At 70.8% G+C, this 15,027-nt stretch carries 15 protein-coding genes; 9 read left to right on the top strand and 6 right to left on the bottom strand.

Features of this window, described 5'->3' with window-relative positions:
* Positions 1-3 precede the first annotated feature (3 nt).
* From ASG91_RS06980 to ASG91_RS06955, 6 genes are all read left to right on the top strand, one after another.
* The gene (locus ASG91_RS06980) at positions 4-366 is read left to right on the top strand and encodes a DUF1304 domain-containing protein (protein WP_056921926.1); all 363 of its coding nucleotides are present in this window, start codon (positions 4-6) and stop codon (positions 364-366) included.
* A gap of 192 nt (positions 367-558) precedes the next feature.
* Positions 559-1,218, top strand: coding sequence for a PadR family transcriptional regulator (locus ASG91_RS06975; protein WP_082592257.1), 660 nt, complete (start codon positions 559-561; stop codon positions 1,216-1,218).
* A complete protein-coding gene (locus tag ASG91_RS06970) occupies positions 1,215-1,967 on the top strand; it encodes an ABC transporter ATP-binding protein (protein ID WP_056921925.1) in 753 nt (250 codons plus the stop codon). The genes ASG91_RS06975 and ASG91_RS06970 overlap by 4 nt, the downstream gene beginning before the upstream one ends.
* A gap of 10 nt (positions 1,968-1,977) precedes the next feature.
* Positions 1,978-4,839 carry an FtsX-like permease family protein gene (locus ASG91_RS06965; RefSeq protein ID WP_157606184.1) on the top strand — a complete coding sequence of 954 codons (2,862 nt, stop codon included), beginning with the start codon at positions 1,978-1,980 and terminating at the stop codon, positions 4,837-4,839.
* A gap of 37 nt (positions 4,840-4,876) precedes the next feature.
* A complete protein-coding gene (locus tag ASG91_RS06960) occupies positions 4,877-5,476 on the top strand; it encodes a bacterial proteasome activator family protein (RefSeq protein ID WP_082593979.1) in 600 nt (199 codons plus the stop codon).
* Positions 5,477-5,573: 97 nt separating this feature from the next.
* A complete protein-coding gene (locus ASG91_RS06955) occupies positions 5,574-6,119 on the top strand; it encodes a DUF2306 domain-containing protein (protein ID WP_056921922.1) in 546 nt (181 codons plus the stop codon).
* A gap of 172 nt (positions 6,120-6,291) precedes the next feature.
* On the opposite strand, the gene ASG91_RS21155 is transcribed toward ASG91_RS06955, so the two are convergent.
* The 5 genes from ASG91_RS21155 to ASG91_RS06930 all read right to left on the bottom strand — a co-directional run bounded on the left by ASG91_RS21155 (position 6,292) and on the right by ASG91_RS06930 (position 11,834).
* Positions 6,292-9,417: an S-layer family protein gene (locus ASG91_RS21155; RefSeq protein WP_200961252.1), complete on the bottom strand. Its 3,126-nt coding sequence runs from the start codon at positions 9,415-9,417 to the stop codon at positions 6,292-6,294.
* A gap of 270 nt (positions 9,418-9,687) precedes the next feature.
* Positions 9,688-9,942 (bottom strand): DUF3303 domain-containing protein, encoded by a 255-nt coding sequence (locus ASG91_RS06945; protein ID WP_056921920.1) that lies wholly within the window; start codon positions 9,940-9,942, stop codon positions 9,688-9,690.
* 92 nt (positions 9,943-10,034) lie between these two features.
* Complete coding sequence (locus ASG91_RS06940) at positions 10,035-10,517, bottom strand: nitroreductase/quinone reductase family protein (protein ID WP_056921919.1); 483 nt, start codon at positions 10,515-10,517, stop codon at positions 10,035-10,037.
* 43 nt (positions 10,518-10,560) lie between these two features.
* On the bottom strand, positions 10,561-11,157 hold the full coding sequence (locus ASG91_RS06935; RefSeq protein ID WP_056921918.1) for a VOC family protein: 597 nt from the start codon (positions 11,155-11,157) through the stop codon (positions 10,561-10,563).
* Positions 11,158-11,234: 77 nt separating this feature from the next.
* Positions 11,235-11,834: a PadR family transcriptional regulator gene (locus tag ASG91_RS06930; protein ID WP_200961251.1), complete on the bottom strand. Its 600-nt coding sequence runs from the start codon at positions 11,832-11,834 to the stop codon at positions 11,235-11,237.
* 104 nt (positions 11,835-11,938) lie between these two features.
* Here ASG91_RS06930 and ASG91_RS06925 point away from each other — a divergent pair, with 104 nt between their 5' ends.
* Genes ASG91_RS06925 through ASG91_RS06915 form a run of 3 tightly spaced genes read left to right on the top strand, consistent with a single transcriptional unit; the run spans position 11,939 to position 13,711 of the window.
* A complete protein-coding gene (locus tag ASG91_RS06925) occupies positions 11,939-12,784 on the top strand; it encodes a class I SAM-dependent methyltransferase (RefSeq protein ID WP_056921916.1) in 846 nt (281 codons plus the stop codon).
* Positions 12,785-12,823: 39 nt separating this feature from the next.
* Positions 12,824-13,234: a nuclear transport factor 2 family protein gene (locus tag ASG91_RS06920; RefSeq protein WP_162257512.1), complete on the top strand. Its 411-nt coding sequence runs from the start codon at positions 12,824-12,826 to the stop codon at positions 13,232-13,234.
* Between the two features lie 48 nt (positions 13,235-13,282).
* The gene (locus ASG91_RS06915) at positions 13,283-13,711 is read left to right on the top strand and encodes a DUF309 domain-containing protein (RefSeq protein ID WP_056921914.1); all 429 of its coding nucleotides are present in this window, start codon (positions 13,283-13,285) and stop codon (positions 13,709-13,711) included.
* A gap of 2 nt (positions 13,712-13,713) precedes the next feature.
* On the opposite strand, the gene ASG91_RS06910 is transcribed toward ASG91_RS06915, so the two are convergent.
* A complete protein-coding gene (locus tag ASG91_RS06910) occupies positions 13,714-14,967 on the bottom strand; it encodes an MFS transporter (protein ID WP_082594036.1) in 1,254 nt (417 codons plus the stop codon).
* Positions 14,968-15,027 lie beyond the last annotated feature (60 nt).

Raw genomic sequence — 15,027 nt, 5'->3', positions numbered from 1 at the left:
GCCATGACCGCCGTCGCCACCGTGCTCGTCGCCCTGGTCGCCCTCATCCACGTCTACATCGTGGTGCTGGAGATGGTCCTGTGGACCACCCCGCGTGGACAGGCCGCCTTCGGGCTGACCCCCGAGTTCGCCCAGCAGACCAAGACGCTGGCCGGCAACCAGGGGCTCTACAACGGGTTCCTCGCCGCGGGCCTGGTCTGGGGCCTGGTCGGGCCCGAGCACCTGCGGTTCGGCTTCCAGGTCTTCTTCCTGCTCTGCGTCGTCGTCGCCGGGCTCTACGGAGCGGCCACCGCCAGCCGCCGGATCCTCCTGGTGCAGGCCCTCCCCGGCGTCCTCGCCCTCGCCGCGGTCCTGCTCGCCCGCTGAGGCAGGCAACCCTCCTTCCCCACTTCTGGCCACCGGTGTGGCAGGTGGCGCCAGCCCAGGGCCTCGCGTGGGACATCTGTGGCCAGAAGTCGGGAATGGCTTGACGAGCCCTCGGGATACTCGGTATACATCTCCTCACCAGTAGTGATACTGGGTATGTAGGGGACACCACCAAGGGGATCGGGGCGCCGCGTGTCGGTCAAACAGGGGCTGTTGGCCCTGCTGGCGACAGAGCCGATGTATGGCGCGCAGCTGCGTTCCGAGTTCGAGGCCAGGACCGGGGGGACCTGGCCCCTGAACGTCGGGCAGGTCTACACGACGCTCGCCCGCCTCGAGCGGGACGGGCTCGTCGAGGCGATCGGCGAGGACGCCGAAGGACGGATCTCCTACCGCCTGACCCGCGCGGGACAGGCCGAGGTCGCCCGGTGGTGGGTCTCCCCGGTCACCCGTGAGACGACCCCGCGCGACGAGCTGGTCATCAAGCTCGCGCTCGCCGTCACCGTGGAGGGGGTCGACGTGCACCGCGTCGTCCAGACCCAGCGCACTGCGACCCTGCGTCACCTGCAGGACCTCACCCGCCTCAAGCAGCGGGCGACCACCCACCACGAGGCGGCCGAGGACGGCGACGGACAGGTCGACCTGGCCTGGCTGCTGGTCCTCGAGAACCTCATCTACGCCGGCGAGGCCGAGGTCCGCTGGCTCGACCACGTCGAGGCCCGGCTGGTGCGCGAGGCGAACCGCCCGCGGCGGCCCGCGAGCGCCACCCCGGGCACCACGGCGACCACGACCGACCCTGCGATGGGGGCCATCGCAGGTGATCAGAGCACGACGACCAAGGGGGCACCACGATGAGCAGCAGCGACACCACACCCCGGACCGACCACGAGGCCATCCTCCGGCTCGACAACGTCACCCGGGTGCACGGCACCGATGGCACGGCCGTCCGTGCCCTGGCCGGGGTCAGCCTCGCGGTCCGGGCCGGCGAGCTCGTGGCCGTCATGGGGCCGAGCGGTTCGGGCAAGTCCACGCTGCTCAACCTCGCCGGCGGGCTCGACGCCGCCACGAGCGGACAGGTCCTCATCGAGGGCCAGAGCATCGGCACCCTCAAGGGCGACGCGCTGGCCCGGCTCCGGCGGCGCCGCGTCGGGTTCGTCTTCCAGGACTTCAACCTCATCCCGTCACTGACCGCGGTCGAGAACGTCGCGCTCCCGCTCGAGCTCGACGGCCAGCGGGTCAGCCGGGCCCGCCGTCGCGCCGTCGACGCGCTGACCATGGTCGGCGTGCAGGAGCTCGCCGACCGCTACCCCGACAAGATGTCCGGCGGCCAGCAGCAGCGGGTCGCCATCGCCCGCGCCCTGGTCGGCGACCGGCGGCTGGTCCTGGCCGACGAGCCCACCGGGGCGCTCGACTCGCACACCGGCGAGGGGGTGCTCCGCGTCCTGCGCGAGCGCTGCGACGCCGGGGCGGCGGGACTGCTGGTCACCCACGAGGCGCGGCACGCGGCGTGGGCCGACCGGGTGGTCTTCCTGCGCGACGGCGTGGTCGTCGACAGCACCGGCTCGGCCGAGACGGCCGAAGCGCTCCTCGAGCCGACTGCCTGAGGCACCGGCCGTGACCACCTTGATGGAACCCAAGGCACCCGCCGGCCTTCCGGAGGACGCTGACCGCGGCGACGTGAAGAGCTCCCGGCTCTCCCGGTGGCGGGCGTCCTGGCGGGTGGCCCTGCGGATGGCCAGGCGCGACGTCCGTCGGCACAAGGGGCGGTCGATCCTCGTCTTCCTGATGGTGGCCATCCCGGTCGGGCTGCTGGCCGGCGCGGCAACCCTGGGCGCCACTGAGCAGGCTGACGCGGGCGACCTCATAACGGCCCGGATGGGACCCGGCCAGGCGCTGGTCCAAGGCCCCCAGGCCGGGAAGATCCAACAGACCCCGGACCCCAACCAAGGTGGCACCGGGTGGAGTGACGACAACCCGGCCGCCACGATCCCCGGCTTCTCCGCCGACGCCGCGGCGCCGGACAACGCCGCAGCGATCGGCCGGCTGGTCGGGGGCGGGACGGCCGTTGCCGTCGGGGAGACGCAGATGCGGCTCGTGGTCGGCGAGCGTCGTGTCCGCGTCTCCGGCCTGGTGGTGGACCCGCGGGTGGCAGACCTCGGCGACAAGGCCCGGCTCAGCTCGGGCTCCTGGGGGAACGGGCCGGACGAGATCGTCATCACCCCAGCCGGTGAGCGCAAGGGAATGCCGCGCTCCGGCTCGGTGACCTTGTCCGCGGGCGGCACGGAGCGTTCGGTCCAGGTCGTCGGCACCGCCAGTGCGCTGCTGGAGTGGGGCGGCATGCCCGACTTCGTGGTGCCGTCGATGCCCGACGGGGCCGGAGCCGAGAGCGCCGGCATCGGCGCGCCGGGGTCGTGGGTGGTGGTCGGCGGTGGTCCGGTGACGTGGGAGGACGTCCAGCGGCTCAACACCTACGGCCTGACGGTCTACAGCCGTGCCGTCCTCGAGGACCCGCCGCCGGAGAGCGCGCTGCCGCCCGAGCTCCGCCCCCAGGACAGCTTCACCCAGGACACCGGCCGGATGATCGCGGTCATCGGTGGCGTGATGCTGTTCATCCTCACCACGCTGCTGGTCGGCCCGGCCTTCGCGGTCAGCGCCACCCGTCAGCGGCGCACCCTCGCCCTGGCCGCCACCAACGGCGCGGAGACCCGCCAGCTGCGGCGCACCGTGCTGGCCCAGGCCCTCGTCCTCGGCGTCATCTCGGCGCTCGGCGGCGTGGTCCTCGGGACCCTCGCCGTGCGGGCCGGCCTGTGGTGGTGGGTCAGCACCCACCCCGAGTCGTCCTTCGCCTCGATCGCCCTCGACATCCCGTGGGGCGCCTTTGCCATCCTCGTCCCCTGCGCCGTGCTCAGCGCGGTCGTGGCAGCCCTCCTGCCCTCGCTGCGGTTGGGCCGGCTCGACATCATCGGCGTGATGCGCGGCCAGAGCGTGTCGCCCAGGCTCAACAAGGTGGTCCCGGTCGTCGGCCTCGTCCTCGCGTTGGTCGGCGGGGCCGTGGTCCTGTCCGCAGCGCAGCAGCAGGCCGGCGGCGACTTCCGTGTCGCGGTCGGCGCGGTCGGACTGGTGCTCGGCACCCTCCTGCTCGTGCCGGCGATCCTCGTCGCGTTCGGCGCGCTCGCCGCGCGTTTCCCGGTGGCTCCCCGGATCGCGATCCGCGACGCCGCTCGGCACCGCAGCCGGTCGACTCCCACGGTGGCCGCGATCCTCGCGGGTGTCGTCGCGCTGACTGCCTTCAGCATCGGGCTGGCCAGCGACACCAAGCAGCAGATGGCGACCTACCAGCCCCAGGCCCTGCCGGGTGAGGGCACCATCTACACCGGCGACACCGAGACGCAGCTCGCGGTCGGAGCCGCGCTGGGCAAGGTCGGGGGAGCCGTGCGCAGCACCCCGCTGCTCCTCCTCCGGGGGCCCGAGGACCCCTACGGGCCGTCGGCGGCCGACGCGCAGCGGCCGCAGCCCTTCGTGACCGGCGTGCCCCAGGGGTGCACCGTCCAGAACACGCTCGACCACAGTTCCACCGAGGGGGCCTGCGGCGCCCTCGGGACGTTGTCCTACGACAACGGACAGATCGGCGTGCTCCCGGCCAGCGAGATCAAGGCCCGGCTGCGGCTCACCGAGGCACAGGGTCGGGTCATCGACGAGGGTGGGATCGCCGTCGGCGTGCCCGCGCTGGCGAAGGTGCCCACCCTCACCGTCGCCCACGGCACCTTCGTGATCGACCAGAGCAGCTACTCGCCCACGAACGTCGTCACGACCGCGACGGCCAAGCTCCCGGTGGTCGCGGTGGCACCAACTGGACGCACTGGTGCGATGCCGGCCCAGACCGGAGCCTTCGTGACCCCGGAGACGGCCAAGCGGTTGGGCTGGCCCACCTTCCAGACCATGGTCCTGCTGCACGCCCCGGACGGCGGCGCCATCGACGAGGCCACCGAGAAGCAGCTCGACGAGCTGGTGGGCGACGAGGGCGGGCTCCACGTCGAGCGCGGCTTCCAGCGCTACGACGAGAAGGTCATGAAGATCATGATGGCCGTCGCAGCGTTGCTCCTGCTGATCGTCACGCTGATCTCGACCGCCCTGTCGATGGCCGAGCAGCAGGCCGACACCGGCACCCTCGCGGCGGTGGGCGCGACCCGTCGCACCCGACGGGCCTTCGCCGCGGCCCAGGCCATGGTGGTCGGCTTCATCGGTGCTGTCCTCGGCATCGCGGTCGGGCTCGTGCCGGGCATCGCGATCACCTATCCCCTGACTCGGAGCTACGAGTACGACTCCGTCACCGGTGTCGACCACGTGACGGGGCCCTACCTGGCCATCCCGTGGACCCCACTCCTCCTGGTGGTGCTCGGGGTTCCCCTGCTCGCCGGGGCCCTGTCGGCCCTGGCGATCCGAAGGGCGCCGGCGATGACTCGGCGCGCCGACTAGGACGGCGCACCTCTCGTCGTGGGGCAGGATGGAAGGCATGAGCCAGCAGCCACATGACCAGCAGGACGACGCGGGCGGTCAGCCCGGGAGCGACCAGGACGGACAGCAACGCGTCGTCGTCGTGACCCAGGACGGCATGGGCGTCGCGCCCCACCACGACAGCGAGGACGGCCCCACCAACCCGGCCGACCTCGTCGAGCAGCCGGCCAAGGTGATGCGGATCGGCTCGATGATCAAGCAGCTCCTCGAGGAGGTGCGCAACGCGCCCCTCGACGAGGCGGGGCGGGTCCGGCTCGCGGAGATCCACCGGCGCTCGATCAAGGAGCTCGAGGACGGTCTCGCGCCCGAGCTGATCGACGAGCTGGAGCGGATCGCGTTGCCCTTCAAGGACGACGTGGCACCCACGGACGCCGAGCTCCGGATCGCGCAGGCACAGCTGGTGGGCTGGCTGGAGGGTTTGTTCCACGGCATCCAGACCGCGCTGTTCGCCCAGCAGATGGCCGCCCAGCAGCAGCTCCAGCAGATCCGCCGGGCACTGCCCCCCGGGCACGCCCCCGAGGGCGGGCCGGGCGTGGCCGCGCCCCCGGGGCTGCGGCCCGACACCGGCGACAGCGGGCCGACCGGCCAGTACCTCTAGCCCCGGGGCCGCGGCTTGACGCGGCTGGGAGGTGCGGTTGCGCGGGGCGAGGCACGCGGCATACAGTGGATAGTGTCACTATCCAACAGGAGCCTTCGTGGACCACTCGTGGAACGTCCTTATCGCCATCCATGCGTTCGCTGCGTCGTTCGCCATGGTGTTCGGCGCCGTCAACGTGCTGCGGCGCAAGCGGGGTGACCGCCCGCACCGGACGATCGGCTGGATCTGGTTGGTGCTCATGTACTTCACAGCGTTCAGCTCGTTCTGGATCCAGCAGCTGCGCCCCGGCAGCTTCTCGTGGATCCACGGCCTGAGCGCGTTCACGATCGTCACCCTGAGCCTGGGTCTGTGGAACGCGCGGCGTGGCAACATCCGTGCCCACGCCGGCAACATGATCGGGACGTATGCCGGGTTGTGGGGTGCGTTCATCGGCGTCACCGCCGTGCCGAGTCGCCTGGTCCCGCAGGCGTTCCAGTCGAACTGGCTCGGGATGAGCCTGCTGACCCTGGCGATCGTCGCCGTCGGGCTCGCGGCCGTCGCCGTCCTCATCCGACTCCTCGGCCGGGCGGGGGTGCCGGCCCACGCCCAGGTCGGCAGGTCAGGCGACGGCGACGGCTTCGGGGCTCTCGACGCCGCTCCGTAGGCGCTGCGCACCGCCCGACGCGCTCGGTGGGCCATCGCGTCGTCCGAGGGCCCGTCTCTGGCGGCCCGTCGGCTCAGCGTTCGACGAGTCGATCCACGAGGAAGAGGACCCCGACGCTTTCCGTCGGGGTCCTCTTCCTCGTGGTTCAGGTGCCGAAGCGCTCCGACCTCGCCTAGCGGACGACCTGGACCGTCAGCACCTGGGTCCGGTCACCGACTCGCATGCCGATGTTCCAGGTGCGCTGGTGGAGCATCACCGTGCTGAAGGTCACGCCGAGGGCCCACCGGTTGGTGCCGGTCCAGTAGAACTTGTTGTCCAGACCGCGCGGCGCCTTGGGGTAGGGCATGGCGTCGACATACCGCGGCTGGCTCGTCGCGGCGGCCAGCATCGTGTAGGTGCGACCCGGGTGCACCACGTACATGCCGTTGCTGAAGGTCGCGCCCTGGATCACGAAGGTGGACACCTTGGCGGTGAGCCGCGTCGTCGAGACGTTGCCGGCCTTGTCCGTCGCCGTCGCGGTGTAGACGGCGCTGCCGCCGCTGACCCGCCGGCTGATGGTGCAGGACGCAACGCCGGAGAGCCCATCACGAGCCGAGCAGCGCCCGGCCGGTGCGGTGGCGAAGTACGGCGCCGAAGTCGAGACTCCGGTGACCGCCACCGTCGGGCGGGTCTGGTCGACGTTGATGCCGGTCACCGAGACGGTCGCGGCACCACCGTCCTCAGCGAGGATGGTGCGGGAGACGGACTGCGCGGCGCCGTTCTTGCCGAGCGTGGCCGGTTGCGGGCAGGCGGCGACCAGGTCGGCGCCGTTCGGCGTGCAGGTGAAGCTCACCGTGACCGCACTGCGGTACCACCCGCTCTTGCTCTTCGGGTACGCGCTGGTGACCTTCGCCGTGATGGTCGGGTTGTGCCGGGTGGTGGTGGCGGACGAGGCGAGGAACCTGGCGTCGCCCAGGTACTGGACGGCAACCTCGTCGGCCTTGCTGGTGGGGAGTAAGTAGCTCAGCGTTGCGACTCCTGCGGCAAGCGTCGCAGTCCCGACCGAGGTGCCGTCGACGGTGAACCTGACCGTACCGCTCGGGGTACCCGAGCCCGGTGCCACCGGGGCGATCCGGGCCGTGATGCTGCTGGCTCGCACGGTGATGGTCGGTGTCGTCGCAGCCTGGTTGACGACCAGCGTCTGAGGCGTTGCGCTGGACGGTGCGTACTTCGTCGCCTGGAGAGGCGCAAAGACCGCCCCGACCTGGTGAGCGCCCGGCGTGAGGGTCCCCAGCGCGGGGCTGGTCGCCTTGCCGTTGCTCACGGTCACGGGTGCTCCGCGGACGGTGCCGTCGACGGAGAACTGGACGTTCCCAGCTTGGCCACCGCCCACGGTGGCGGTTGCCCTTGCGGTCTGGCCGAAGACCGACGTGGCCGGGCTGAGGGCAACCGACAGCGAGGTCGGCGCGAGCGCGACGGTCACGGTCTGGCTCACCTCAGGGGCAGCGGCGTAGTCGGCACTGCCAGCCTGGTTGGCGGCAACGACACAGGTGCCGGCCTGGTCGAACGACAGGGTCGTCCCGACGATCGAGCAGGCCGAGCCGGTCGTGGCCGGTGCGACGGTGAAGGTGACCGGGCTGCCCGACGCGCCTCCCACCGCGGTGAGGCTCTGGGTGTTGCCCACGGTCGCAGGGGAGGTGAGGGGAGCGAAGGTGATGGCCTGTGCGACGACGCCGACGGCGATGGTCTGTTGGGCCTGAGGAGCGGTCAGGTAGTCGGCGTTGCCGTCCTGGTCGGCGTCCACGACGCAGGTGCCGGCGTGGTCGAAGGTGACGGTCGAACCGCTGATCGAGCACGTAGAGGTGCTGGCCGCATCGATGGAGAGCGTCACCGGGTTGGCCGAACCCCCGCCGGTGGCCGCGACCGGATAGGTGTCTCCCAGCACGGCAGCGCTGGGCGCGACCGTGGTGAACGTGATGGCCTGCGGGGCCTGGTCGACCGTGATCGTCTGGAGGCTGCTGACCGCGTCGGGGGAGAGACCGTTGCTCGCGGTGACCGTGAAGGTGGAGGTCCCGGCGCTGGTCGGAGTGCCGGAGAGCACTCCGGCGCTGGTCAGGGTGAGCCCTGCCGGCAGCGTTCCGCTGGACACGGTGAAGGTGGGGTCGGGGTAGCCGGACGCGGTGAACGTGGACGAGTACGCCTCCCCCACGGTTCCGGTGGTGGGGGCTGCCGCAGTGAACACCGGCGCGCCTGTCAGGTAGGTGAACGCCCCGACCGCGGGGAGGGTGACTCCGCCCGCCGTGGTCACGGCGACGTTCTGCCTTCCGTTGGGGGGCGTCGGGGGCGCGGGAACGGTGACCACGACCTGGGTGTCGCTCGAAGACGTCACCGGGGCGGCGTATCCACCGATGGTCACGGTCGCTCCCGCGAGCCCGGTGCCGTCGATGGTCACGGAGGAACCGGGAAGCCCGGCCGCGGGCGAGCTCGCGGTGAGGTGTGCGGGGTAGGACAACGTGACGATGCCGTGGCCGCCGTGGCCGGAGACCGCACCGGTCAGCGTGCCCGCGAAGTAGGACCCGCCGCCGCCACCGCCGCCGTTGTTGCCGTTGTATCGGCCGCCACCGCCGCCGCTGTAACCGCCACCGCCGGCGCCTGCGAAGCCAGTCGACCCGCCGCCACCGCCGAAGCCGCCGACTCCATAGCTGCCTGAGCCGCCGGACGCACCATTCGCGACGGACTGGCCGCCGCCGCCCTGGGCGCTGCCACCGTTGCTGAGCAGCCCGCCGCCACCGCCGGCGGTGCCGGCACCGCCGCCGTTGCCGCTGGTGCCTCCAGCGCCACCGCCGTTGCCACCTGCCACGCCGGAGGTGCTGGTGCTGGCTTCGAAGGGGAACACGTTCGATCCCGCGCCTCCGCCGCCGCCCGCCGCAGCCAGGATGCCGCTCTGGTCCGCGGTGGTGTAGACGAATGACCCGCCGCCACCGCCGGCCCCGGCACCGAACCTCACGCCGTCGCGGCCCATGCTGCCGGCGATGATGTGGAGCGTGTCGCCCGGGGTCACGGAGATCGTGCCGGTCAGCTCGGCTCCGCCCCAGCCTCCGCCGTATGCCGCGCCGCCCTGCGCACCGGCGATGTCGACGTAGAGCTGCGTGACTCCAGCGGGCACGGTCCAGGTCTGGACGCTCCCGGTGGCGAAGAAGGTCTGGGCCGTGTCAGTGGTGATGGCGGCGGCGGACGGAGTGGCTGCGATGACGGCCGCGGCCGTCATGGTGCTGACGGTGACACCTGCGGCAAGCAGGCGGCGGCGAAGAGAGATCATGAAATGTGGATGCTTTCTGTCAAATATCGGCCGAAGTCGGGCCCGCCGAGTAGAGCACCATCCACGGTCCAGCCACGGTCCCCTCGTGGGTATGCATGGAGATGCAGCCAGAAGGCTGAGCCTCGACGGCCTGAACGGCCACTGAACCGGCAACTAACGGACAGGCACGTGCTGCGCTGCCGCCGCGATCACGTGGCGCTGACTGCGGTGTTCCGTCGCGCGGTATGCCGCGTGCGTGCCGCCTCGGGCCGGGTTGCCCTTGCGGCTGGATCAGTCCTTCGGGACGGGGATCTCGCTGACCGGCGTGATCGTGCTGGTGCAGCGCTTGAAGCCGGGCCAGAGGAACTTGTGCACGGCGTTGACGTCGTCGGCCTCGACGACCAGGAAGAGGGTGTGCTGGGCGTTCGCGCCGTAGCGACCGATCAGCGTGACCCCCTCGACGCTGTCGTCATACAGCGAGTTCGAGCCGCCCTCGTCTCGGGGGCAGAGCTCAGGACTGTGAACCTGCGTGATGTGGAACAGCACTGGTCCTCCTCATGCAGCCGCTTCGTTGGTGCTGTTCATGGTGGACCGGGCCGGCGGTCCCTGTCATCGGCCATCGCGCCTAGTGCGCCGCGCTAGCTGGTCTTGGGGACGAGCTCGAGGACCACGACCGCAGTCTCAGTGGTGCGCAGCGCGGCATACGCATCCAGCTGGGTGTCGATCTCACGCCATCGCGCCCACAGCCGATCACGCTCCTCCCCTTCGGCCGCGCGTGCCCTCACGGTGCCCCCACCGCCGGCGAGGTCAACCGCGGCGACCGGCTGTTCCTGGAGATTCAGCCACCACGCAGGCTCGCCGTCGGCCCAACCGTTCATCGCCAACGTGACCAGGTTCGGGCCGTCCTCGAAGTACCCGAGGATCACACTTCGCGGCTGACCCGATCGTCGTCCCGTGGTCGTGAGTCGCAAGGTGCCCCAACGGTTTTGCTTGGGTCGCCACAGACCGACGCGCCCACGCGAGACTCGGTACAGGCCTCGGTGGGTGCGCCACGCCAGATGGATGAACCAGGTCGGAGGCAGCCGCGGACTGCGCGCCTGCCCATCCGATCCCCGGGCCATGGTCACGACCCTTCTGCGAGCAGGGCCGAGCCGCAGGCGCCGCTCATCGCGGCAGTGGGTTCGGACCGGTCGCGGTCACGAGTCGCTGGGGCTCCCAGTCGTCGACGTGGTCGAACCCGTCAGCGAACGGGCCGGCATCCAGCTCGACGGATGCCCGCAAGGAGAGCCGATAGAACTTCACGTGCGTGAAGTCCTCGAACAGGACGTAGACGGGGTCCGGTGTGCTGTTCGGGCCTTGGAACTGCTGTCCCGTGAGGACGGGCTTGTGGGTCTCGACGAAGGCGTCGAAGGTGTCGCCGACCACCACGCCGAGGTGCTCCAGCCCCATCTTGTAGACGCGCTGGTGCACAGGCGGGATGAGCTCGATGAGCGGGACGGCCTTGCCGTCCAGGACCTCGAGCGGAACCGCGGGGACGATCAAGGAGATCGGGCGACCGTTCCAGACGTTCTCGCGATTGGCGACCGCGTGCCGTTCCAGCAGGGTCCGCACGTGCACGTACTGGTCCCACTCCGGCACTCGGAAGGCCAGGTGGCTGAGCGCGTAGGGGCGGATGTCGATGCCTCGGGACAGGAGGCGCTCGGCCTGCTGCGCGGCGAAGGCCTGGTAGTCCCCGATGATGTCGCGCACGGGATCGGCCATCGCCGCCTCCTCTCGGCCGCCACCCTACGACCTGGCGCCCCACCGCGGCGAGGGCCGAAGCCGAAGGCATGGGTACGTCAATCCGGTTGCTGGGACCAGCGCGCCCGTTCGAGCACTTCGCGGATCCGCTCGGGCGGGATGCGGTGACTGGCGATGTCCTCGGGCCAGCCGGCCACCTCGGCTTCGGCCCATTCCGCCCAGGTGGCGACCAGCGCGTAGAAGTCAGTGAAGAAGGCGCCGAAGAGCAGCGTGGTGGCGCGGCGCTGTTCGTACAGCCCGCTGTTCTCGACGAACCTCTCGCCGGCCTCGAGGCTTCCGGCATTCATCTCGACTGCCCACTCACGGGCGCGGGCAATGGTGGCGAGCGCATCGTCGCGGGTGCCGTGGTCCGCAAACACCAGCTTGACCAGTCCTTCGAACTCAAGCACTGGTCCGTCGCCGGGGTCGGCGAGCCAGGTGGCGAGCGCGCGTCGGCCGGACCGGGTGATCGTGTACACGGTGCGCGGACGGCGACCGACGAAGTCCTCGCGAGCGCTGGCATATCCGTGGCTGACCAGCTTCTTGGGCTCCTCGAACAGCTTGCTCTGGGCGCGTGGCCACGCCCGGCCGACGCTGCGGCCCATCGCTTTGGCGAGCTCGTAGGTCGAGTGCGGGCGAACCGCCAGGAGGCCGAGCACGCCATAGGTCGTCGTCGTGAGTCGTGGAGGTGTGGTTGACATGACCCTCCCTTCGGGACTAAAAATATCACATACTCTCTTTGGGACTATTCGAGGAGGCGTCGATGATGGACGACATGACGCTGGAGATCGACCCACGCAACGCGCGGATCCTCCGCGACTGGGATGGCGAGCACGGGGCCTATTGGGCCGAGCACTCAGCGACCTACAACGCCTCCGTCGCCCTCTACCAGCCGACCCTGCTGGCGGCGATCGGGGCACAGCCGGGGGAGCGGATCCTCGACGTGGGGTGTGGTTCGGGTGAGCTCGCGATCGATGTGGTGCGTCAGGCGCCGGGCGCGACCGCACTGGGCGTCGACCTGTCGACTGCCCAGCTCGCGGTGGCGCGGGGTCGGGCCGGCGGGCTCCCGGCGAGCTTCGTGCAGGCCGATGCTCAGGTGCACGACTTCGGGCCTGGGTCCTTCGACGTGATCGCCAGCCGGACCGGCACGATGTTCTTTGCGGACCCGGCGATGGCGTTCGCCAACCTGGCCAGGGCGACGCGACCTGGCGGCCGGCTGGCGATGCTCGTGTGGCGCGGGATCGAGGACAACGAATGGCTCCGCGAGTTCTTCGGAGCGATCGGGCGGGTGCTGCCGATGCCTCCACCGCCGCCCGATGCGCCGGGGCCGTTCACTCTCAGTGACCCCGACCGGGTGCGCGACGTGCTCCACGGGGCCGGCTGGGCCGATGTCGTGTTCGCGGCCTGTGACGAACCGCTGTGGTTCGGGCCCGACGCGGGCACCGCAACCGCGTTCGTGGTCGGCCAGATGCGGTGGCTGTTCGACAAGCTGGACGACGCCGGCAAGCGGCAGGCCGAGGCGAACCTCCACGAGGTGATGGCCGCACATGCGGGCGAGGACGGCGTGCGCCTTGGGTCTGGTGCCTGGCTCATCACCGCGCGCCGCTGACTCCTTCCAGCGCTGGCTGCACGCGGCGATAATGGCGTGGTGGGTGACTCCCAGCGCAGCAACCTGGCTGCAGCAAGAGCGTTCTACGCGGCCGGATCGGCCGCGACCGACGAGGAACGACGGCGGTTCTTCGCGAGCGACTTCGTGTGGCACGTTCCGGGTGACACCGACCTGTCCGGTGACTACTCGCAGGACGCCTACTTCACCGACATGCCCGCACGCATGCAGCCGCTCGAGGAGTGGCAGATCGCCGTCGAGTCCTTGGCCGCCAACCAGGAGATCGTGGTCTCTGTGTGCCGCATCCAGGGACGCAGGCTGGGCCGCGCGCTCGACACGACGGGTGGGCACGTCCTCCGCTTCGACCACGACGCGCGCATCGTCGAGGCGTGGGGTTGGTGCGCCGACCAGGAGGAGGTGGACGCGTTCTTCGCAAGCGCGCCAGCGAGGTGACGCCTCGGTGAACCGCCCGGCGGCGCCATCTGTTGGGAGACTGGTCGTATGACCGGACCCGATCGTGACCGTGACATCGAAGGCCGCGCGCGCCAGGCCAGGCCTCGCGACGCCTTGGGCCGCCCGTTGCCCTATGGCGCCGAAGGCGTCGAGCCGGTGTCGGAGGAGGCCCTGCCTCCCCTGGAGACGCTGAAGACGGCTCGCGAGCTCGTGGCAGCAGGCCGTCCGTTCTCAGCCCATGAGGTCCTGGAGGCGCGGTGGAAGGCCGGACCGGTCGACGAACGCGACCTGTGGCAAGGGCTTGCGCAGGTCTGCGTTGCCATGACGCATGCGGCCCGCGGCAATCGGGTTGGAGCCGAACGACTCTTCGAACGCGCCGCGGAGCGGCTGACGGCATTTGCGGCGACCGGCCGCTCGGCGTACGGCCTCGACCTGGAATCGGTCGTGGAGCGGGCGCGCAGCCAGGGAATGCTGTGAGGTCAAGCGCCTTCTGATCCCGCCGGGGTTGTTGGTGCCACGCCGGGGGCGGTGGGGCTGGTCGTGACCCAGTCGGCCGGGGCGTTCTGGCGACGCGAGAGAAGAAGTGCCGGCAGCGCGAGAGCGGAGATCGCGGCACCGACCACGTATGACGGGCCGTACCCCCACACGTCCGCTGACTTGCCCAGCACCGGCTGCCCCCAGACTCCACCGCTGGAGCCCATCAGCGAGTCGAAGGACAAGATCGTGGCCCGCTGCTTGGAGGGGATGAGGCCGTTCAGGTAGGTCTGGCGGATCGGCATCGCTGCCGCCCAGAGCAGACCCCACAGGCTCACCAGCGTGATGACGACCCAGAAGCTCTGCAGCAAGCCCATGAGCGCCAGGGCCAGGGTCCCCAGGGCCGAGATCGCGGTCAGCGCGCTCGTCCGGCGGTGGACGAGGCGGCGGACGCGGGGAGCGATCAGCCCTCCGAGGATCTGGGCCCCCGCGACGATCGCGGCCGCGAGACCGGCAACCTGGTAGGCGTGGGGGTCGCCGTAGAGCTCGAGGAGGTACGGCTGCAGCGCGTAGAAGGCGTAGATGGCCACGCCGCCGGTGAACAGCGACTCGACCATCAGCCACTTGACGGCAGGGACCCGCCACCCGAGGTCCACGGAGGTCGCGACGATGTGCCGCATCTCGGCCAGCGGGCGCCCACGCGGGTCGGGCGTGAAGCCGATGTCGTGCATCACCACTGACGCGAACAGGAACATGACCGCGAGGATCGCGGCGCGCAGGACGAAGGGAACGCCGACCGACGTGTGCTGGGCGATGACACCGCCGCCGAGCGAGCCGACGAGCATCGCGGCCCCGCCCACCACCTGACCGCGGCCGAACACCGACTCGACCGTGCCGGTGAAGTTGACCGCAGCCAGGGCGTCGATGAGCCACGCCTCGACCGCACCCGAGAAGAAGGTGAAGCCCAGCCCCAGCGCGATGGACGCCAGGGCCCACAGCCAGAACGCCGCGTGCCAGTGCCAGAGCCCCACGTACGCCAGCGTCGCCGCGCTGAGGGTGATCGTGCCGAGCAGGTAGGACGCGCGGCGACCGATCGTGTCGGCGACCACGCCCGTGGGCACCTCGAAGATCACCATGCCTGCGGTGAAGAAGGCGTTCGCCGCGAAGGCCTCGAGGTTCGACAGGCCCGCGTCGAGCAGGAAGATCGTGTTGATGCCCCAGATCAGCGCCTGGGCAAGGGTGTTACCGAGCAACAGCATCAGGTAGGTCCGCTCGACCCCCCGGGCCGTCGTGACGGGAGAGGCATTCGACACGGAACC

Source organism: Phycicoccus sp. Soil802, from assembly GCF_001429605.1.
Taxonomy (GTDB): domain Bacteria; phylum Actinomycetota; class Actinomycetes; order Actinomycetales; family Dermatophilaceae; genus Pedococcus.
This window is presented reverse-complemented; position numbering and strand designations above follow the sequence as displayed.

What these genes read in the sequence shown, in the direction of transcription:
- ASG91_RS21155 (WP_200961252.1), bottom strand. Translation starts at nt 9,417, where the DNA reads ATGATCTCTCTTCGCCGCCGCCTGCTTGCCGCAGGTGTCACCGTCAGC.
- ASG91_RS06910 (WP_082594036.1), bottom strand. Translation starts at nt 14,967, where the DNA reads ATGCTGTTGCTCGGTAACACCCTTGCCCAGGCGCTGATCTGGGGCATC.
- ASG91_RS06970 (WP_056921925.1), top strand. Translation starts at nt 1,215, where the DNA reads ATGAGCAGCAGCGACACCACACCCCGGACCGACCACGAGGCCATCCTC.
- ASG91_RS06915 (WP_056921914.1), top strand. Translation starts at nt 13,283, where the DNA reads ATGACCGGACCCGATCGTGACCGTGACATCGAAGGCCGCGCGCGCCAG.
- ASG91_RS06925 (WP_056921916.1), top strand. Translation starts at nt 11,939, where the DNA reads ATGATGGACGACATGACGCTGGAGATCGACCCACGCAACGCGCGGATC.
- ASG91_RS06940 (WP_056921919.1), bottom strand. Translation starts at nt 10,517, where the DNA reads ATGGCCCGGGGATCGGATGGGCAGGCGCGCAGTCCGCGGCTGCCTCCG.
- ASG91_RS06960 (WP_082593979.1), top strand. Translation starts at nt 4,877, where the DNA reads ATGAGCCAGCAGCCACATGACCAGCAGGACGACGCGGGCGGTCAGCCC.
- ASG91_RS06980 (WP_056921926.1), top strand. Translation starts at nt 4, where the DNA reads ATGACCGCCGTCGCCACCGTGCTCGTCGCCCTGGTCGCCCTCATCCAC.
- ASG91_RS06935 (WP_056921918.1), bottom strand. Translation starts at nt 11,157, where the DNA reads ATGGCCGATCCCGTGCGCGACATCATCGGGGACTACCAGGCCTTCGCC.